Origin of the sequence: Secundilactobacillus kimchicus JCM 15530, from assembly GCF_001433995.1 — a bacterium.
Lineage (GTDB): Bacteria > Bacillota > Bacilli > Lactobacillales > Lactobacillaceae > Secundilactobacillus > Secundilactobacillus kimchicus.
Window position 1 is genome coordinate 22,354 of the sequence record NZ_AZCX01000015.1, and the last position, 15,943, is coordinate 38,296.

The following is a 15,943-nucleotide window of genomic DNA, read 5'->3' on the forward strand; positions in this document are numbered from 1 at the left end:
GGCGGGCTCATGCCCTCCCAATGAATCACCCATTAACCACGTTATTTAAAGGATCTGATTATTTGAAAAAACACAGCAAATGGCTTATTTTAGGCATTGTATTACTAGGTGCCAGCATGCGAATGCCTATCACCATGATTTCACCCTTATTAGACCAAATTGCTCACGGATTTAACCTGCAATCTGGTGTGTTAGGTGGAATTACAACAATTCCGTTACTCTGTTTTGCCATTGTTTCGCCCCTAGCACCACGGCTCGCCGCAAAGTACAGCAATGAAGTCGTGATGTTTGGCGCAATGATCATTTTAGCGATTGCTAACTTTCTTCGCGTCTTCACCCCAAGCGCGCTCTTTATCGGGACGCTGTTCATTGGCATTGCAATTGCCATGCTAAACGTCCTGCTACCCGCCACGATTGCAGAAAAATATCCGCAACGAATTGGGCCGGTCACCAGTATTTACACCTTTTCAATGACCCTATTTTCCGCCATTACTGCGGGGCTGAGTGCCCCTGTGGCCGGTAAAATTGGCTGGCCATCCACGCTTCAAAGTGTGTCCGTCATTGTGGTGATTGGCCTTCTCGTATGGCTACCCAATCTGCGGTACCGAGAAACTGAAACGGTGGAAGAGGCCCAGATGACTCGCTCCGTATGGCGGGTATCAGGGGCTTGGTTTTTGACCATTTATATGGGGATTCAATCCCTAATTTTCTACACCACGGTGACGTGGTTGCCGACCATCTTAATTAATCACGGTCTGACCCCCAATATGGCCAGCTTGATGTTGGGACTATCTCAACTCGCCTCACTGCCAGCCGCTTACTTTGTTCCAATCTGGGCCGCTAAACGACCACGTCAGACTGGCTTGATTACGACGATCGCCGTCTTTTACGTCATTAGCTTACTGCTACTCATGTTGCCAACAACCTCGTTAGTGGTGGTCGTCGCCGTGGCACTGCTGCTTGGGATTACAGGTAATGCCACATTTACGTTGGCTATTGCGATGTTTAGTCTCAAAACATCCACCCCACGTGAAACGGCTGCGATTTCTGGAATGGCCCAATCAGGGGGCTATTTGTTGGCTGCCGTAGGCCCACTTGGCTTTGGTCTCATTCACGACCTCACCCACAGTTGGGTCATCCCACTATTGGTTTTAATTATTTTACTTGGCATTATGGCCGTTGCCGGACTGGCCGTCGACCGTAAGAAAACCGTTTTCGATTAATTTTCTTTCAAAAACGTTTTATTTTATGAAAGCAGTTTTCATAAGCGTTTATCAACCTATTTTTAGGTTACCTTAACAAATGACCCGACAAATTTTCGTATACCCCCTTTTTTTAGTGGGGATTTGTTATATAATGATTTGTGGATAAGTGGTCTAGACGAAGCAACCATTAACTTCGGCGGATCACAAAAGTCGATTTGTTGTGGCGACCTACTACTATTAAGGAGTGAATCTGATTGGCTACAGAACGAACTTCACTATTTATTTTCTTCGGGGGCACTGGGGATCTCGCTTACCGGAAACTTTACCCATCAATGTTTAACTTATATAAGCGCGGTACGCTGCGCGAGCACTTCGCGGTTATCGGGACTTCTCGTAACAAAATGACCGATGAAGAATTTCAAGATGCTGTTCGCAAGTCATTGGGCACAGCTAAGAGCGACAAGGATGCTGAAAAATTCATTTCACACTTTGCCTACGAAGCTCATGACGTTACCGACAAAGCCCACTACAAGGTTTTGAAGGATCGGGCGGACGAACTCGATAAGAAGTTCAAGCTGGAAGGCAATCGGATTTTCTACCTTTCTCTTTCACCGAACTTCTTCGGGACCGTTGCTGGCTTCTTGAAGACTGAAGGTTTGACTGATTCACAAGGCTTTAACCGTTTAGTGATCGAAAAGCCATTTGGACGGGACTACGATTCAGCTGCTCAGTTAAATGACGCGTTAAGCACAGCCTTCAACGAAGACCAAGTTTTCCGAATCGACCATTACTTAGGTAAGGAAATGATTCAAAACATCGAAGCACTCCGCTTCGGTAACACCATTGTTGAATCGCTTTGGAACAACCGTTACATTGACAACATTCAGGTAACCCTTTCAGAAAAATTAGGGGTTGAAGAACGGGCCTCCTACTATGATAACTCGGGTGCTTTGCGAGATATGGTTCAAAACCACATTATGCAAATCGTCAGCTTGTTAGCCATGGAACAACCCGTGGCCTTCACAGATGTTGATATCCGGGCTGAAAAAGTGAAAGCATTACGGTCATTGCGCGTTTACAACGTTGCAGATGCTTCAACTAACTTTGTTCGCGGCCAATACGGCGCTGGTAACAAGCAACGGGCTTACCGTGATGAAGACAACGTCCCACACGATTCTAACAACGAAACATTCGTTGCTGGAAAGTTGTTATTTGACAACTACCGTTGGTCAGGCACGCCATTCTACATCCGGACGGGTAAGGAATTAGCCGACAAGTTCACTCGCGTGGACGTCGTCTTCAAGAAACCACTCGTTGACATCTTTGCTTTCCCTCAAAACGCTAACGCGCCATTGGAAGCCAACGTTTTAACGATGTTCATCGAACCAAAGGCCGGGTTCTCACTCCGCCTGAATGCTAAGACCAGTGGTCAAGGGTTCCAGACCGCCCCAATCAACATGGACTACTTTGTTGATGCGGCTGGCGAAAAGGCCACTCCAGAACCATACGAACGCTTGATTCACGACGTGATGAAGGGTGACGGTACCAACTTCTCAAGTTGGCCAGAAGTCTCATACGCATGGAAGTTTGTTGACCAAATCCGCAAAGTTTGGGATCTCCAACAACCAGCGTTCCCGAACTACACACCAGGTTCAATGGGACCTGCAGCCGCAGACGAGCTGATTCAACGCGATCACCGCGAATGGGTCTACCGGCTTAATCAATAATTCAACAATCGTTAAATAAAAGCATTCCAGACCACGTGGTCCGGAATGCTTTTTTGGGTCTGTCTGAGTTAAATGACAATAACCGGATACAACCGCTGCCCTACTTCGCCTTAATCATTGCATCCACAATTAGCTTCATCTGACCATAGACTGCATCCGGATCAAAGTAGTACATCTTATTAAACGGCAGTTGAACGACATGGTTGGCCTTCACTGCCGCCAGTTTTCGCCAATACGGGTCCCGCTTTAAATCAGATAGTGCTGACTTATCTTGAGAGGTGCCAGTTGTTTGTGAAAAGAATAGCCAATCCGCCGCGTATTTGTTGACGGATTCGAGAGAAATTTGCTTATACCCCGCGCCTTGATCAAGCGTCTCGAAGGCTGCCGGGAGACTGAAACCTAATCCCGTGGTCAGCGCCTGACCGCCGCGACCCCATTTTGCGCCGTCAACGAACAGCTTGCCATTTTGCAGATCAAATAGCCCAACACTAGTTTTCTTGGGGTCGATACCAGCCTTAGTCAGACGCGATGCTTGTGTCTTAGCCTGCTGATCAAAGCGTTTAATCCAATCCGTTGCTTGCGCTTTGCGGTTGATTAAATTGCCAAACTTCGTGGCGGTCTGTTTAATATCGCCTGTGGAACCATACGCAACATAGACCACTGGGGCGATCTTCTTGAGCGCCTTCACGTCAGCCTCGTTGCTGGTAACAATCAGATCCGGTTTTAATTTCAAAACCGCTTCCTGCTTCAAAGTTAGGCCCAGATCCTTAATCCCAGCCCTCGTCTTTTTTGACAGATAGGGACTCTGTAAATCCGTCGATGTTGCCCCAACGACATGCCCACCAAGTGAAAGAACATCACCGGTATACACGTTAGTAACGATCCGCTTTGGATGAACGGGAACCTTCACACTGCCACCACTGGTCGTCACCGTTCGCGTCGCCGTTGTCGAAGTTGTCTTGGCACTATGACTGCCACACGCTGCAAGGGTAACCGTTAAAACCGCCATCCCTGCCAACATCAGCAGCCGTTTCATAGTCTTTGTTCGTTTCATTAGTGTGTCCCCCTGTTTAAAGTTGTTCGTTGACTAAATAGTTGAAAAATAAAGTACGGCATCGTAATCATCGCGACCACTAGTCCCACCGGCAAACTCATTTTGCCCAACACGTTGGTTGCAATAAATTCGGCGATCACCATAATGAGCATTCCCATGATCCAACTAAGCGGCACTAACCAGCGCATCCGCAAACCGACGAATCGCTTCGCAATATTGGGCGCCATTAATCCCACAAAGCTAATAGCACCACCTACTGAAACGGCAATGGTTGTCAAGCCAATCGCAAGTGCCATTAATACCCGCTGGGCCATTTTGACGTTCACGCCGATACCTTCCGCCATCCCTGGACCGAGTGTTAATCCCGTCAGAAGTGGAATTGTCAGGCCGGTAGCCAATCCCAACCCGACTGCCAACCAAAAGTGCCAGGTCAAAAAAGTCAGATTTGTGTTCCAAAAACTCCCACTCAGCCAAATTAACGCTTGCGAAAAGTCAAACTGGTTAAGTTGAAGCTCAATTAATAAAATAAATCCGTTCATCACAGCAGTGAGCGCCACTCCGCCCAGCAAAATCCGAATGGCATTTTGCTGGCGGTTGACCAACATCACCAGCGTACAGCTGACCAGTGCACCGACCAACACGGCAAGCGACAACTGACCAGAGGTGTAATGGGTGCCAATCATTCCGGCCACTACCATAAGGGTGACAGCCCCCAAACTTGCGCCAGCGTTGATGCCCAAGATGCTGCTATCAGCTAGTGCGTTTTGCGTCAGCGTCTGCAGCAACAGACCTGCTAGCGCTAACGTACTGCCAGTAATTAAAGCGGCCAATAACCTGGGAAACCGAAGTTGCCAAATCACGAAATTGGCCTGAAAGTCGCTTGATTGACCAAGAAGAACCCGGATCGTCGTGGCCGGAGATAAGGATATATCACCGACAGACAAAACGGCGATCATCGCCGCTACTAGCAACCCCGCAACCCCAATTAATTCAAACCAATGCCAATGTCGTGTCATAATCGGATCACCTTCTGTCCGAAGGCGACGAGTCCAAAGAGCGCAATGCCACCGATAATCGCACTAAGAGCAGCAAGGGGCAACTCGGTCCCGGCAACGAAACCTTTAACGCAAAAATCAGCCAGCGTCATAAACCCGGCCCCTGTCAGTAGCGTCGGGCCAAGATTTTGTTTGAATGATCCCGGAATAATGGCGTTCACCAGTTGGGGTACACCCAGACCAACAAACCCAATGTTCCCCGCCACAGCAACGCTACTTGCCGCCGCAACCATAATCACGATGGTGGTTAACCCCCACAAAACCGGCAGTGAAGCACCCAGGCCCTTAAACGTTTCATGGTCAAGAGCCATCAGCGTGAACGAGGCCCGATTCAACCACGTTAGCCCAACCACAATGACCGTGGCAACCGCCAACAGACTCACTTGACCATAATCAACACCCGAAAACCCGCCAATCAAAAGGTTTCGAAACGCTTGAGTGGTATTAGTCACGACGCTAATGGCATATGTAAGACAACTAATAAATCCTGAAAAAACCGTGCCACCCAGCAACAGCCGTAAGGGATCCACACCCGTCCCGGCAACCGCCAGGAGGAGAACGATCACGTAGGCTAAACCAGCACCAATAAGCGCCAATAAGGCAGCGTGGCCGACGGTGAGTGCGACCCCACTCACACCACCAATCACGAGTGCCAGCGTCGCTCCGGCATTAATACCTAGGATGGACGGGTCCGCAATCGGATTATGGGAAACCGTCTGTAACAGCAAGCCACCAACGGCCAACAATGCACCCACCATCAGCGCACATAGCGTTCTTGGGAATCGCATTCCCAGTAAGACAGCTTGACTCGTTCCCGGTGAGATAACGCTCAGTGGCGAGAACCAGTGAGCCCCACCAAATAGATCCAAGCCAATCGCAACTAATAAAAGCCCGGTCACCAACAGGTTGAACCGCCCCCGCCGCGTCATTGGGCCACCGCAGCCATTGGCTGACAATTTGTCAGTTGGGGCCGTTGCGTGTTGGCGTTGAGTTCGATATCGGCCGAGACGTGAAAAGCAGTGGCCAATAACTCGTGCGTCAGCACCGCTTTGGGGGTTCCCACTGCGTTAACTCGTCCCTGAGTCATGCAAACCAACTGATCACAGTACGTTGCGGCTTGATTCAAATCGTGTAACACCACAATAATGGTTTTTTTGTGGACTTGGTTCAACTGACGAAGTAAGGCCAAGGTCTCTAGCTGATTGGGGAGATCAAGGTAGGTGGTGGGTTCGTCGAGCATCATTATGGGGCTATTTTGCGCCAGCGTCATGGCGATAAAGGCCCGCTGTCGTTGGCCCCCAGATAACTCACTGACCAAGGTGTCTTTGAATGCCGTCAGATGAACCGTTGAAATTGCTTCCGTTACCGAGATCTGATCCCGCCGTCTTAACCAGCCGAGCCCCTTACTGTGACAGTAGCGACCATAGCTAACAAGTTCGGCGACTGTAATTCCTTCAGGCGCAACGGGATGTTGCGTAAGACACGCAATTTCAGCTGCGCGTTGCTTGTGATTAAACGTTGACAGCGGTCGATCTTTTAACAATACCCGACCCGCTAACGGGGCTCGAAACCCGTTCATCACGTTTAATAACGTCGATTTACCGCTCCCGTTAGGACCAATTAACCCGGTGATGACCCCCGCTTCGATCGTTAACGTTTGATCATTAATAATGGTAGTTCGACCATATCCCGCCGATAAATGTTGCACAGCCATAATCGTGCTCATCCGACTTCCTCCTTCCATGAATCAATTCTTGTTCAATAGTATAGCGCAAAAAATGAAAGGATAGTGAGGAAATTATGCCTTTATACGGTAAATCAGGGTATCACCTTATACACTAATGGCATAATTTTGAACGATTCTAATCATTTCTCTGATGATAATGAGTCATCCAGCGTCACGATGCTTGCTAACCGGGCCAAGTCCACGTTACCACCCGAAACAAGCGCTACCACTTTTTTATTTTTCAACCAGAAATCATCAATTTTATGCGCTTCAAGGGCAGCGGTGGGCAGTGCGCCCGCACCCTCCGTAACAATCTTCGTACGCTTCAACAAATCCTTCATGGCGTGGGCAATCTCACGTTCAGTGACCAAAACGACTTCGTCCACCAACCGACGACAGATTTCAAAGGTCATGTCACCAGGAGTGGCCACATCCGTGCCGTCCGCCAGGGTAAAGTCAGCATGCTGGGTGACAATATGATCAGCCATGATTGACGCGGCCATACCATGAACGTTTTGAGACTGCACGCCCACCACGTGGATGCTCGGGTTATAGGACTTTAACGCCGTGGCGACACCAGAAATCAGACCCCCGCCACCAATTGGGACAATGACTGTGTCAACATCCCACATATCCTCTAAAATTTCGAGGCCAATTGTGCCTTGTCCTGCAATGACGTCCCGGTCATTAAAGGGTTCAATGACGGTTTTCCCGTCCTGTGCAGCGCACTCAAGCATCCAAGCATGAGCCGCATCAAAAGCGGCGCCGTGAATCACAACTTGAGCCCCATAGCTCGCGGTAGCCACCCGCTTTAGCTCTGGCGTTTCTTCAGGCATAACCACCGATGTCTCAATTCCAAGTAACTGACCAGTCAGGGCCACTCCCTGGGCGTGATTACCCGCCGATGCAGCGATGACGCCACGCTGTTTTTCACTAATTGTCAGGTGGTTGAGCTTGTTATTGGCCCCACGGAATTTAAAAGAACCGGTCAGTTGCGTATTTTCTAATTTAAGGAACACGTCACCACCCGTCACGTTTCGGCTCAAAAACATCGACTGAATCAGTGGCGTCTTACGCGCAGTCGAGCGCAGGATCGTACGGGCCTCTTGGATATCATACATGTTGACTAAATTATAAGTTGCAGCGACGACACCATTAACGTTGGTATTGATCATGACAGTCACTCCTTCAAATAAAGATTCATTTTAGACCATAAAAAAACGCCCACAAACTCCAATGAGTTCATAGGGCGTTTCCGCGGTACCACCTATTGCTTGCTTTTAATAAAGCCTCAAGTCTACGTCACTTTTTCATGAGATAAACCGGCGCAATAATGGGCGCACCCATTGGAAACTATGACCGTTTCCACCACTCCAAGACGATATTCGAGTATGACGCCACCCCACCCTTTCACCAGCCGGTGGTCGCTTTTTGATGGCGTCAGAATCTACTGTTCTTTTCAACGTGTTGAGATTAAAGTTTTATTTGTTTTATTATCAAAAAACAATAATACTTTTGTCTTATAAAGTCAATTTCTTTTTAACACCTGCGAATAGGCTGAATGATGGTTTGTGAAACACTCGCTATGGAGTGGAACAAATTTCCAAAACTCAGGTCTTTCGACTTCACAAACTTATTGTGAAATGTTACACTTAGCGTGTGTTTTGAAATCACTTTTTAAATAAAGGAAGGTTTGTAATGGCTGATAAAACTGCAAATATTGGTGTTGTCGGAATGGCTGTTATGGGTAAGAACTTAGCCCTTAACATTGAAAGCCGCGGATTCACAGTTGGAATTTACAACCGGAGTTCCGCTAAGACAGAACAAGTAATGAAGGACCACGCTGAAAAGAAGCTGGTACCTAGTTACACGATTGAAGATTTTGTTAACTCATTGGAAACACCTCGCCGGATTTTATTGATGGTTAAAGCCGGTGCACCAACTGATGCTGTGATTGAAGAGTTATTGCCACTCCTCGACAGAGGCGACGTCCTCATCGATGGTGGGAACACGAACTTCCATGATACGATGGCCCGGAATGCTAAGCTCGATGAATCAGGAATCAACTTCATTGGGATGGGGGTTTCTGGTGGTGAACTTGGTGCCCTTCAAGGCCCTTCACTGATGCCAGGTGGCCAAAAAGAAGCCTACGATTTGGTTGAACCAATCTTGACTCAAATCGCGGCTAAGGCCCCTCAAGATGGCAAGCCATGTGTCACTTACATCGGCCCTAACGGTGCCGGTCACTACGTTAAGATGGTCCACAACGGAATCGAATATGGTGACGAAGAATTAATTGATGAAAGTTACAACATTATGCGTAACGTTCTCGGGATTTCAGTCGACGAAATGGCTGACATCTTCAAGGATTGGAACGATGGTGAATTAGACAGTTACTTAATTGAAATCACTGCTGATATTTTGACTCGGAAAGACGACCTTGGCGACGACAAGACGAAGCCAATCGTTGACATGATTCTGGACCGTGGGAACAACAAAGGAACTGGTAAGTGGAGTTCAGAAGATGCTTTGAACGTCCAAGTCCCACAATCCGTCATTACTGAAGCTGTTTACGCCCGTTATATCTCAATGATGAAGAACGAACGGGTAGCCGCTTCTAAAGTCCTGAGTGGGCCAAAGGTTGACCTCTCATTCGATGACAAGCCAGCAATGGTTGAAAAAATCCGCCAAGCCCTCTTCTTTAGTAAGATCATGAGTTATGCGCAAGGATTCGAACAACTTCGGTTCGCTTCAGAAGCTAACAACTGGGACTTGAAGTACGGCGAACTCGCCCAAATTTGGCGTGCCGGTTGCATTATTCGGGCCCGATTCTTGCAAAACATCACCGATGCTTACGACAAGAAGCCAGACCTGACAAACTTGTTGCTTGATGATTACTTCAAAGACATCGCTGCTCGCTACCAAGAAGCTACTCGTGAAGTGGTTGCCTTGGCCGTTAAGGCTGGTGTCCCAGTACCATCATTCAGCGCTGCTATCACTTACTACGATTCATATCGTTCAGAAGTCTTACCAGCAAACTTGCTGCAAGCCCAACGTGACTACTTCGGTGCTCACACTTACGAACGAGTTGACCGCGAAGGTAACTTCCACTATCCATGGTATGAAGAACAATAATTTTAGCGATTTTAAAAGCGTTGAAAGCCGCGGCTTTCAACGCTTTTTATTTTCATTTTACTTCACCGTAAACCAATCAACGACTCGCTTGAAAGGCGTCTCCTGCAAAATAGTGAGAACTCCATATCCAATTAAAAACCCAACCATGTTGGTTAACACATCGTTAATATCTACCCAGCGAGCCAATCCAAACAACCAATCAATCATGAACTGAATCATCTCAATGCCCAGTCCAATCAGCACGCTTGCCAGAAAGATGCGGCTGTTTCGCCAGTTTGTCACCAACGCTGCATACACTCCCATGGGGATCATCATCACGACGTTCAAATAAAAATCTAAGGACAACCCGCTAAACGGAAACGGATTTGTCGGAACCGGACCAACCCAGACCGGGTTCGTCGTCGGAACTTCACCAAACGCGTATGACGTGGGGGTAAGTGTCAGATACCCGACAACAACCAGATAGACGCCCAACGTCACAATGGTGATTAACTCACCCGACTGGCGCTTTTTTCCGGTTGCCAGCCCTATTCCAATTAAAACAACCATGACCCATGCCAGATATGGGATCCACTTTGTTAACTCCATCATTTTAATGACTCCCCAACACCGTTCGTTTTTTCGATAATATGGCGCTCCAAATAGTTTACCACACAAAAACATCTACCCGAACAGTCATAGTGACCTTTCAGGTAGATGCTGAATTGATTAATTTAACCGCCTTGTTACGCACTTTGTTCTAATCCGGCTCTTCAAGGCTGACCGCTACTGCGTAAGCCAAAAGCCCAAAGAATCCAAGCCCGGGATTCTCCAGTCTTCTGCCTTACGCTCCGCGGTCTAACCGCCTTGTTCCGCACTTTGTTTTAATCCGGCTCCTCAAGGCTGACCGCTACTGCGTAAGCCAAAAGCCCAAAGAATCCAAGCCCGGGATTCTCCGGTCTTCTGCCTTACGCTCCGCGGTCTAACCGCCTTGTTCCGCACTTTGTTTTTTTACTGTAACGTTTGGCCGCCATGGGATCGACCCAGTATTGCGGCATTTAACGTCATTTTTAGCCATTGTGGCGTTTGTTGCTCATACGCCTGATTAATCACATTAACCGTCTCTGGCGTTGGCTCAGCCACGCGAATTGGTCCAAACGTAGGAACTGATTGCATCACAACTAAGCGGGTCTCGATTGGTTCAATCAACAATTGTTTTGCCATTGGGATCACCCTCCAGTTCAAACTGCTGGCTGTCTTCGACTATCTTAAGTCTATCAGATCCCTACCAGGACGTCACTTAAAATGCGTTTAGCGGATGGCCGCTTCGATTGGCGTGTCTCCCGCCTTCATCGGAATGGTTCGCTTAATGGTTGCCGGTTCATGAAGAACCGCTACTGCTGCTGCAGCAACGTCTGCCCGAGCAATTCGACCGCCTTCAAGGTCGTCAGTTGAAATTTGACCAGTTGGCTCATCAAAAGTCAGCGCACCCGGTTCAAGAATCGTATAGTCTAGCGTTGTCCGATGACGTAGCCACTCGTCTGCGTAAAACTTAGCGACGTAGTAGGGCCGAATCTGATCCCCCCACCGATTACGGTCTTCGGCATGCATGGCGCTCACCATGACGTAACGCTTAACACCCGCAATCTCTGCGGCCTGCATACTCTTAACAGCACCGTCGAGGTCGATTAGAAGGGTCATATCATCCCCTGTTTTGCCACCAGATCCAGCAGTGAAAACAACGGCGTCAAAGCCATCCAGCAAAACGCCCATTTCTTCTGGCCGACCCAAGAGGTCAAACTCGGCAGTTTCAATTCCCATATCAGAAAATTCGTGCGCCTGCTCTGGCTTACGAATTCCAGCGACCACTTCATCGCCCTTTTCCTTCAATTGTTGAACCAATAACCGTCCCACATTTCCATGGGCACCGATGACAAACACTTTCATGTCTAACGCCTCCATTACGCTTGATAATCGTTATTTAGCTTAGCTTTTTCCTTAACACCGTGCCACTTAAACAGCACCGAAATACCCCACGAGCGAAACGCCCGAAAATCAGGTTGATGCGCTTTATAAAACGCAAAAACACGCTGGATAACTGCCTTGTCCCGAATCCGCCCTAAGCTAATCATTAACAACCAACCGACAATGTTTAGATTATAACTCATTAACGCCTTTTTTAAGTGTTCAAAGTTCAATCGATCCTGATGCGTCAAAAGTTGGTCCATGACAGCTTCTTGGACCTCAATCCGATCGCTAACCAACCGGTCGCAATGCTTCAAAAAAGCCCCGTTAAACGATGACTTCAAATGAAAAACATAGTGGTATCCCACCGAGTTTACATACAGAAAATGGTCAGCCTTCAACACGGCCCGAACACAGAAATCTAGATCCTCAAACAGGGTATCCTTGAACGTCATTTTTTCAATAAGCGACCGCTTAAATAATTTGTTCCATAGATAGCCAGCTGATGATCGCTTCCCATTTAGTTCAAGCACCGTATTCAGCGCGGCCTCGCGGGAAATTTCACCACTTGCTTTACCAATTGAGACCCGCCGCATTTGCGCCTTGTAGTCGAAAAAAACAATATCGGCCTGCTGATTTTTAATCGTTGGTAAAATGACCGACCGAAACTCAGGTTCCAGCCGATCATCGCTATCCATAAAATACACGTAGTCCCCACATGCTTCTTGCAATCCTAGATAGCGTGAATCCGACTGTCCCTTGTTCTTATCTTTTAACTTCAAAGTCACGTTATCGGCCTCACCAAATGCCGTTGTCAGCACTTCCCCTGTGCCGTCCGTTGACGCGTCGTCAACGATGATGATTTCAACGTTTTGCGTGGCCAAAAAAGGGGCCAAATCACGCTTTAAATTAGCTACATAGCGTTTACTATTATAGGTTGGAATAATGACTGTCAAGTCCATCGCATTACCGCTCTTTCTACTCATCCAATTAGAATTAATCTTTATAACTTTAACACAAAAGCAGCCATCGACGCGACCCCAGGTATTTCCAAAACAATATTGGGCCTTTAAGCTTCGTTTAAGCTAGTCCATGTATTCTAGTCATTGTCATCAACTTCTTGATGATGACGACAACATGGACAACGGAAGATTCGGTTTACTAGGCAAACCCGTCTCTTTCCACTAATCAATCTTCCCCTAGATTGATTGGACTAAATCTACTTTTCAACCCCCAAACAAAAGCGACCGCTACCACGGTCGCTTTTCTGTTATAGACCTGACGCTAACTGGTCATGTTGGGCTTCGTACCAACTCTCCCAAGTGCCGTCGCTTAGTGCCCCATTGCTCATAAATCCTTGGTTTAAAGCACTAATAATTCGACTGACTAGCGAACGATCGTGTGCAACTAACTGGTCCACCAACTCTTCAGGCTGCCGACTCTGATTTAATACAACATCATGGTTGACCTGTTCCATTTCGTATTGAACCGGATAGGCGCTCAAGATTTCGAGGCTGTTGGTCCGGAAACGATTCAAGTAAAACTGCAGAAACGACTGAACCGCTCGTCGTTGAGCCTCCTCATCAAGTTGATCGAACAACATTGCTTGCTGCATCACCATTGACCACTCCTTTAACTTGTACAACACTACAGACATCTGTCTTAAGTATAGTGCAAAAACCGCCAAGTGATAAGTCATTCAATGTAAAAACTCATGAGCACGGGGCTTGCCAAAGCGGTTTTAGGCAGTTATACTAATAGTTGTAGATGATAGAAGCCGTTAGGTGAGGCTCCTATACGGAAAACGCTACTGCTCAGAAACGTCGAAAAACGCCAATGAGTCAGCTGTCCGGGTTAAAAGAAGGCCCAGTCTAATGTAGCTGTTACTAAACTAACTACGCCGTATAGTGCTAAAGCTCAACGATTGGCTAACCAACCCATGAAGGGTTCTTAAAGTGCAGTTAATGCGCTCAGCCAGTTGTTCGGGCTGAGCGTTTTTTGCACCTAACGCACGACATTGAATGGAGGTGAGACTATGACAACCGAAACCTATGATCCTGGAGCGTCGTCTTATTACGCGAGCCAGGGAAAGCGAGCTGCCAAGTCTCACCCGGTACTAGCTCAAGTGAGCGTGTGATTTTACCGAGTGGCATCACTAGCACTTGCTTTCCCTAACCCCACCAATAAGATTGGTGACTAAAATGACTGATGGCTACCTCAAGGCTGTATATTGGTTTGCGAGTGACGTTGTAATCACTCATAAGCAAACCGCCTGAAAGAAATCGTTAGCTAGAGCAACGCCATCATCCGATTGAACTGGGAAACAAGGGTTAGTAGTGCCATCTCGGTACACCACGTTGCAAAAACGACCGTGACAGGTCGGCGGCGTGACCAATGTGCTTCACCGCTTAGGGAACTTTGCGGGGAGGTGTGCGATCACTAACTTCAGCAATTACTCCATTGCGTAAGGAACCTCATTTTAGCATCTTAAAGACGACTTCAATTTAACCTTTTACTATGACGCTGACGATTGTCTGGAACGGTTTGCACAGCCACAGCTTGATGGGAATCAACCTAAAGCTGTGACGGACCAATGATGATGATCACGGCACCAAAAACCCGCTAGTCGATGGACTAGCGGGTTTTTATTTGATTATTTTTGATTGAACGATGCCGCAAAGGCGGCCGCTTTATCAGCGTCAAATTCCTTTTCGGACTTCCCAATAATCACGGCTGCTAAGGAATTACCAACCACGTTAACCGCCGTTCGACCCATATCGACCAACCGGTCAATTCCAGCGATAAAGGTTAACCCAGCAACGGGCACGCCAATTGTCGAAATAGTTGCTAACAAAACGACAAAGGATGCCCCAGGCACACCAGCCATCCCCTTGCTCGTAATCATCAGCACCACCAGCAACGTAATTTGCTGCCCGATGCTCAGATTAATGTGATAGGCCTGGGCTAAGAACAACGCAGCTAGCGATTGATAAATCGCTGAACCATCAAGATTAAACGTGTAACCGGTTGGAATGACAAAGGATACAATACCTTGACTCACCCCAAAACGGTCCATTTTATCAATGATTTTAGGCAAGGCCGCCTCTGAACTTGCCGTAGAAAACGCTAAGATAGCCTCTTCTTTGATAACCTTCAACAACGTGAAGATGTTCAAGCCAAAAGCCCGAGCCACAAGTCCCATTACAACCACAACAAAGACAATCATTGTCGCGTAAGCCAATAGAATGAAATATCCTAGTGGGGCTAAGGCCGAAATGCCCATTTGAGCAACCGTGACCCCAATCAAGGCACACACCCCAATAGGCGCAACGTGCATCACCCAGTTAGTCACTTTAAACATCACTTCAGAAACCGCTTGTAAGACATCAATGATCACTTGACCTGGCTTACCAATAGCCGCCGTTCCTAAACCGAAAAAGACGGAAAAGAAAATAACCGGCATCATATCGCCTTCACCAAGCGACTTGAAAATATTAGTTGGAATAATGCCCATTAGAGTCGCCCAGATTCCACTACTTTCCTTTGCCGACTTGGCAGTGGCAACGTACTGACTAATATCTTGTGAGTGCAGCGCGTGGATGTCGATAAAATCACCCGGTCGAAAAATATTAGCGACAATTAACCCGAGAATAATGGCGACTGTTGTCATTAATTCAAAGTAAATTAGTGTTTTACCACCAATTCGTCCTAATTTTTTCAAGTCCCCCATATTCGCAATTCCGACCGTTAAACACGAAACCACGATTGGTAGAACAATCATTTGGATTAGACTGATAAACATGGTCCCGATATTTTGCATGCTTGTTATGGCCACTTTATTGCCGTAAAACACAACGCCTAAAATGATTCCCAAAACAAGCCCAATCAGGATCTGCCAGCCTAACGTTAACCGATATCCTCGATAGTGCTTCATCCTCTATTATCCCTCGCATTCTATGTACGATTAAAACCGTCCTTATTATTTTATCATATTCTAACTTGTCCGGTTAGCAAATTAACGAGTAAAACAAAAAGTCGCCGGTCAATGACCAGCGACTTTCTTTTTGCGTGGCAACGTCCTACCCTCGCAGGGGGCG

At 47.4% G+C, this 15,943-nt stretch carries 14 protein-coding genes and 1 riboswitch; of the genes, 3 read left to right on the forward strand and 11 right to left on the reverse strand.

The features are described from left to right. The first annotated feature begins 62 nt into the window (after positions 1–62). Both FC96_RS12090 and zwf read left to right on the forward strand, forming a co-directional pair. On the forward strand, positions 63–1,223 hold the full coding sequence (locus tag FC96_RS12090) for a CynX/NimT family MFS transporter (RefSeq protein WP_056943198.1): 1,161 nt from the start codon (positions 63–65) through the stop codon (positions 1,221–1,223). 236 nt (positions 1,224–1,459) lie between these two features. Beyond that, complete coding sequence (gene zwf, locus FC96_RS12095) at positions 1,460–2,932, forward strand: glucose-6-phosphate dehydrogenase (protein ID WP_056943188.1); 1,473 nt, start codon at positions 1,460–1,462, stop codon at positions 2,930–2,932. A gap of 100 nt (positions 2,933–3,032) precedes the next feature. Here zwf and FC96_RS12100 read toward each other — a convergent pair whose 3' ends face one another. From FC96_RS12100 to tdcB, 5 genes are all read right to left on the reverse strand, one after another. Further along, a complete protein-coding gene (locus FC96_RS12100; protein WP_056943189.1) occupies positions 3,033–3,986 on the reverse strand; it encodes an ABC transporter substrate-binding protein in 954 nt (317 codons plus the stop codon). Further along, a complete protein-coding gene (locus FC96_RS12105; RefSeq protein WP_056943190.1) occupies positions 3,986–5,002 on the reverse strand; it encodes a FecCD family ABC transporter permease in 1,017 nt (338 codons plus the stop codon). The genes FC96_RS12100 and FC96_RS12105 overlap by 1 nt, the downstream gene beginning before the upstream one ends. Then, positions 4,999–5,970, reverse strand: a complete 972-nt coding sequence (locus FC96_RS12110) for an iron ABC transporter permease (RefSeq protein WP_056943191.1) — start codon at positions 5,968–5,970, stop codon at positions 4,999–5,001. Before FC96_RS12110 ends, FC96_RS12105 begins: the two co-directional genes overlap by 4 nt. Next, entirely contained in the window at positions 5,967–6,767 is an 801-nt protein-coding gene (locus FC96_RS12115) for an ABC transporter ATP-binding protein (protein WP_056943192.1), read from the reverse strand. The genes FC96_RS12110 and FC96_RS12115 overlap by 4 nt, the downstream gene beginning before the upstream one ends. A 140-nt stretch (positions 6,768–6,907) precedes the next feature. Continuing rightward, positions 6,908–7,942, reverse strand: a complete 1,035-nt coding sequence (gene tdcB, locus FC96_RS12120; RefSeq protein WP_056943193.1) for a bifunctional threonine ammonia-lyase/L-serine ammonia-lyase TdcB — start codon at positions 7,940–7,942, stop codon at positions 6,908–6,910. A 523-nt stretch (positions 7,943–8,465) separates the two neighbouring features. On the opposite strand from tdcB, the gene gndA reads away from it, so the two are divergent. After that, positions 8,466–9,902 (forward strand): NADP-dependent phosphogluconate dehydrogenase, encoded by a 1,437-nt coding sequence (gndA, locus tag FC96_RS12125; RefSeq protein ID WP_056943194.1) that lies wholly within the window; start codon positions 8,466–8,468, stop codon positions 9,900–9,902. Between the two features lie 57 nt (positions 9,903–9,959). Here the strand turns inward: gndA and FC96_RS12130 are convergent, their stop codons facing one another. The 6 genes from FC96_RS12130 to FC96_RS12155 form a co-directional block, all read right to left on the reverse strand. Beyond that, the gene (locus FC96_RS12130) at positions 9,960–10,493 is read right to left on the reverse strand and encodes a VanZ family protein (RefSeq protein ID WP_162253156.1); all 534 of its coding nucleotides are present in this window, start codon (positions 10,491–10,493) and stop codon (positions 9,960–9,962) included. A gap of 399 nt (positions 10,494–10,892) precedes the next feature. After that, positions 10,893–11,105 carry a hypothetical protein gene (locus tag FC96_RS12135; RefSeq protein WP_055679917.1) on the reverse strand — a complete coding sequence of 71 codons (213 nt, stop codon included), beginning with the start codon at positions 11,103–11,105 and terminating at the stop codon, positions 10,893–10,895. Between the two features lie 87 nt (positions 11,106–11,192). Next, the gene (locus tag FC96_RS12140; protein ID WP_056943195.1) at positions 11,193–11,828 is read right to left on the reverse strand and encodes an SDR family oxidoreductase; all 636 of its coding nucleotides are present in this window, start codon (positions 11,826–11,828) and stop codon (positions 11,193–11,195) included. Positions 11,829–11,842: 14 nt separating this feature from the next. After that, on the reverse strand, positions 11,843–12,808 hold the full coding sequence (locus FC96_RS12145; protein WP_056943196.1) for a glycosyltransferase family 2 protein: 966 nt from the start codon (positions 12,806–12,808) through the stop codon (positions 11,843–11,845). Between the two features lie 308 nt (positions 12,809–13,116). Continuing rightward, entirely contained in the window at positions 13,117–13,545 is a 429-nt protein-coding gene (locus FC96_RS12150; protein WP_156403235.1) for a hypothetical protein, read from the reverse strand. A gap of 70 nt (positions 13,546–13,615) precedes the next feature. Beyond that, positions 13,616–13,782: riboswitch (M-box (ykoK) riboswitch) on the forward strand. A 717-nt stretch (positions 13,783–14,499) separates the two neighbouring features. Then, a complete protein-coding gene (locus FC96_RS12155; RefSeq protein ID WP_056943197.1) occupies positions 14,500–15,780 on the reverse strand; it encodes a dicarboxylate/amino acid:cation symporter in 1,281 nt (426 codons plus the stop codon). Positions 15,781–15,943 lie beyond the last annotated feature (163 nt).

What these genes read in the sequence shown, in the direction of transcription:
- FC96_RS12105 (WP_056943190.1), bottom strand. Translation starts at nt 5,002, where the DNA reads ATGACACGACATTGGCATTGGTTTGAATTAATTGGGGTTGCGGGGTTG.
- FC96_RS12145 (WP_056943196.1), bottom strand. Translation starts at nt 12,808, where the DNA reads ATGGACTTGACAGTCATTATTCCAACCTATAATAGTAAACGCTATGTA.
- tdcB (WP_056943193.1), bottom strand. Translation starts at nt 7,942, where the DNA reads ATGATCAATACCAACGTTAATGGTGTCGTCGCTGCAACTTATAATTTA.
- FC96_RS12155 (WP_056943197.1), bottom strand. Translation starts at nt 15,780, where the DNA reads ATGAAGCACTATCGAGGATATCGGTTAACGTTAGGCTGGCAGATCCTG.
- FC96_RS12135 (WP_055679917.1), bottom strand. Translation starts at nt 11,105, where the DNA reads ATGGCAAAACAATTGTTGATTGAACCAATCGAGACCCGCTTAGTTGTG.
- FC96_RS12150 (WP_156403235.1), bottom strand. Translation starts at nt 13,545, where the DNA reads ATGACTTATCACTTGGCGGTTTTTGCACTATACTTAAGACAGATGTCT.
- gndA (WP_056943194.1), top strand. Translation starts at nt 8,466, where the DNA reads ATGGCTGATAAAACTGCAAATATTGGTGTTGTCGGAATGGCTGTTATG.
- FC96_RS12130 (WP_162253156.1), bottom strand. Translation starts at nt 10,493, where the DNA reads ATGATGGAGTTAACAAAGTGGATCCCATATCTGGCATGGGTCATGGTT.
- FC96_RS12110 (WP_056943191.1), bottom strand. Translation starts at nt 5,970, where the DNA reads ATGACGCGGCGGGGGCGGTTCAACCTGTTGGTGACCGGGCTTTTATTA.
- FC96_RS12140 (WP_056943195.1), bottom strand. Translation starts at nt 11,828, where the DNA reads ATGAAAGTGTTTGTCATCGGTGCCCATGGAAATGTGGGACGGTTATTG.
- FC96_RS12100 (WP_056943189.1), bottom strand. Translation starts at nt 3,986, where the DNA reads ATGAAACGAACAAAGACTATGAAACGGCTGCTGATGTTGGCAGGGATG.
- FC96_RS12115 (WP_056943192.1), bottom strand. Translation starts at nt 6,767, where the DNA reads ATGAGCACGATTATGGCTGTGCAACATTTATCGGCGGGATATGGTCGA.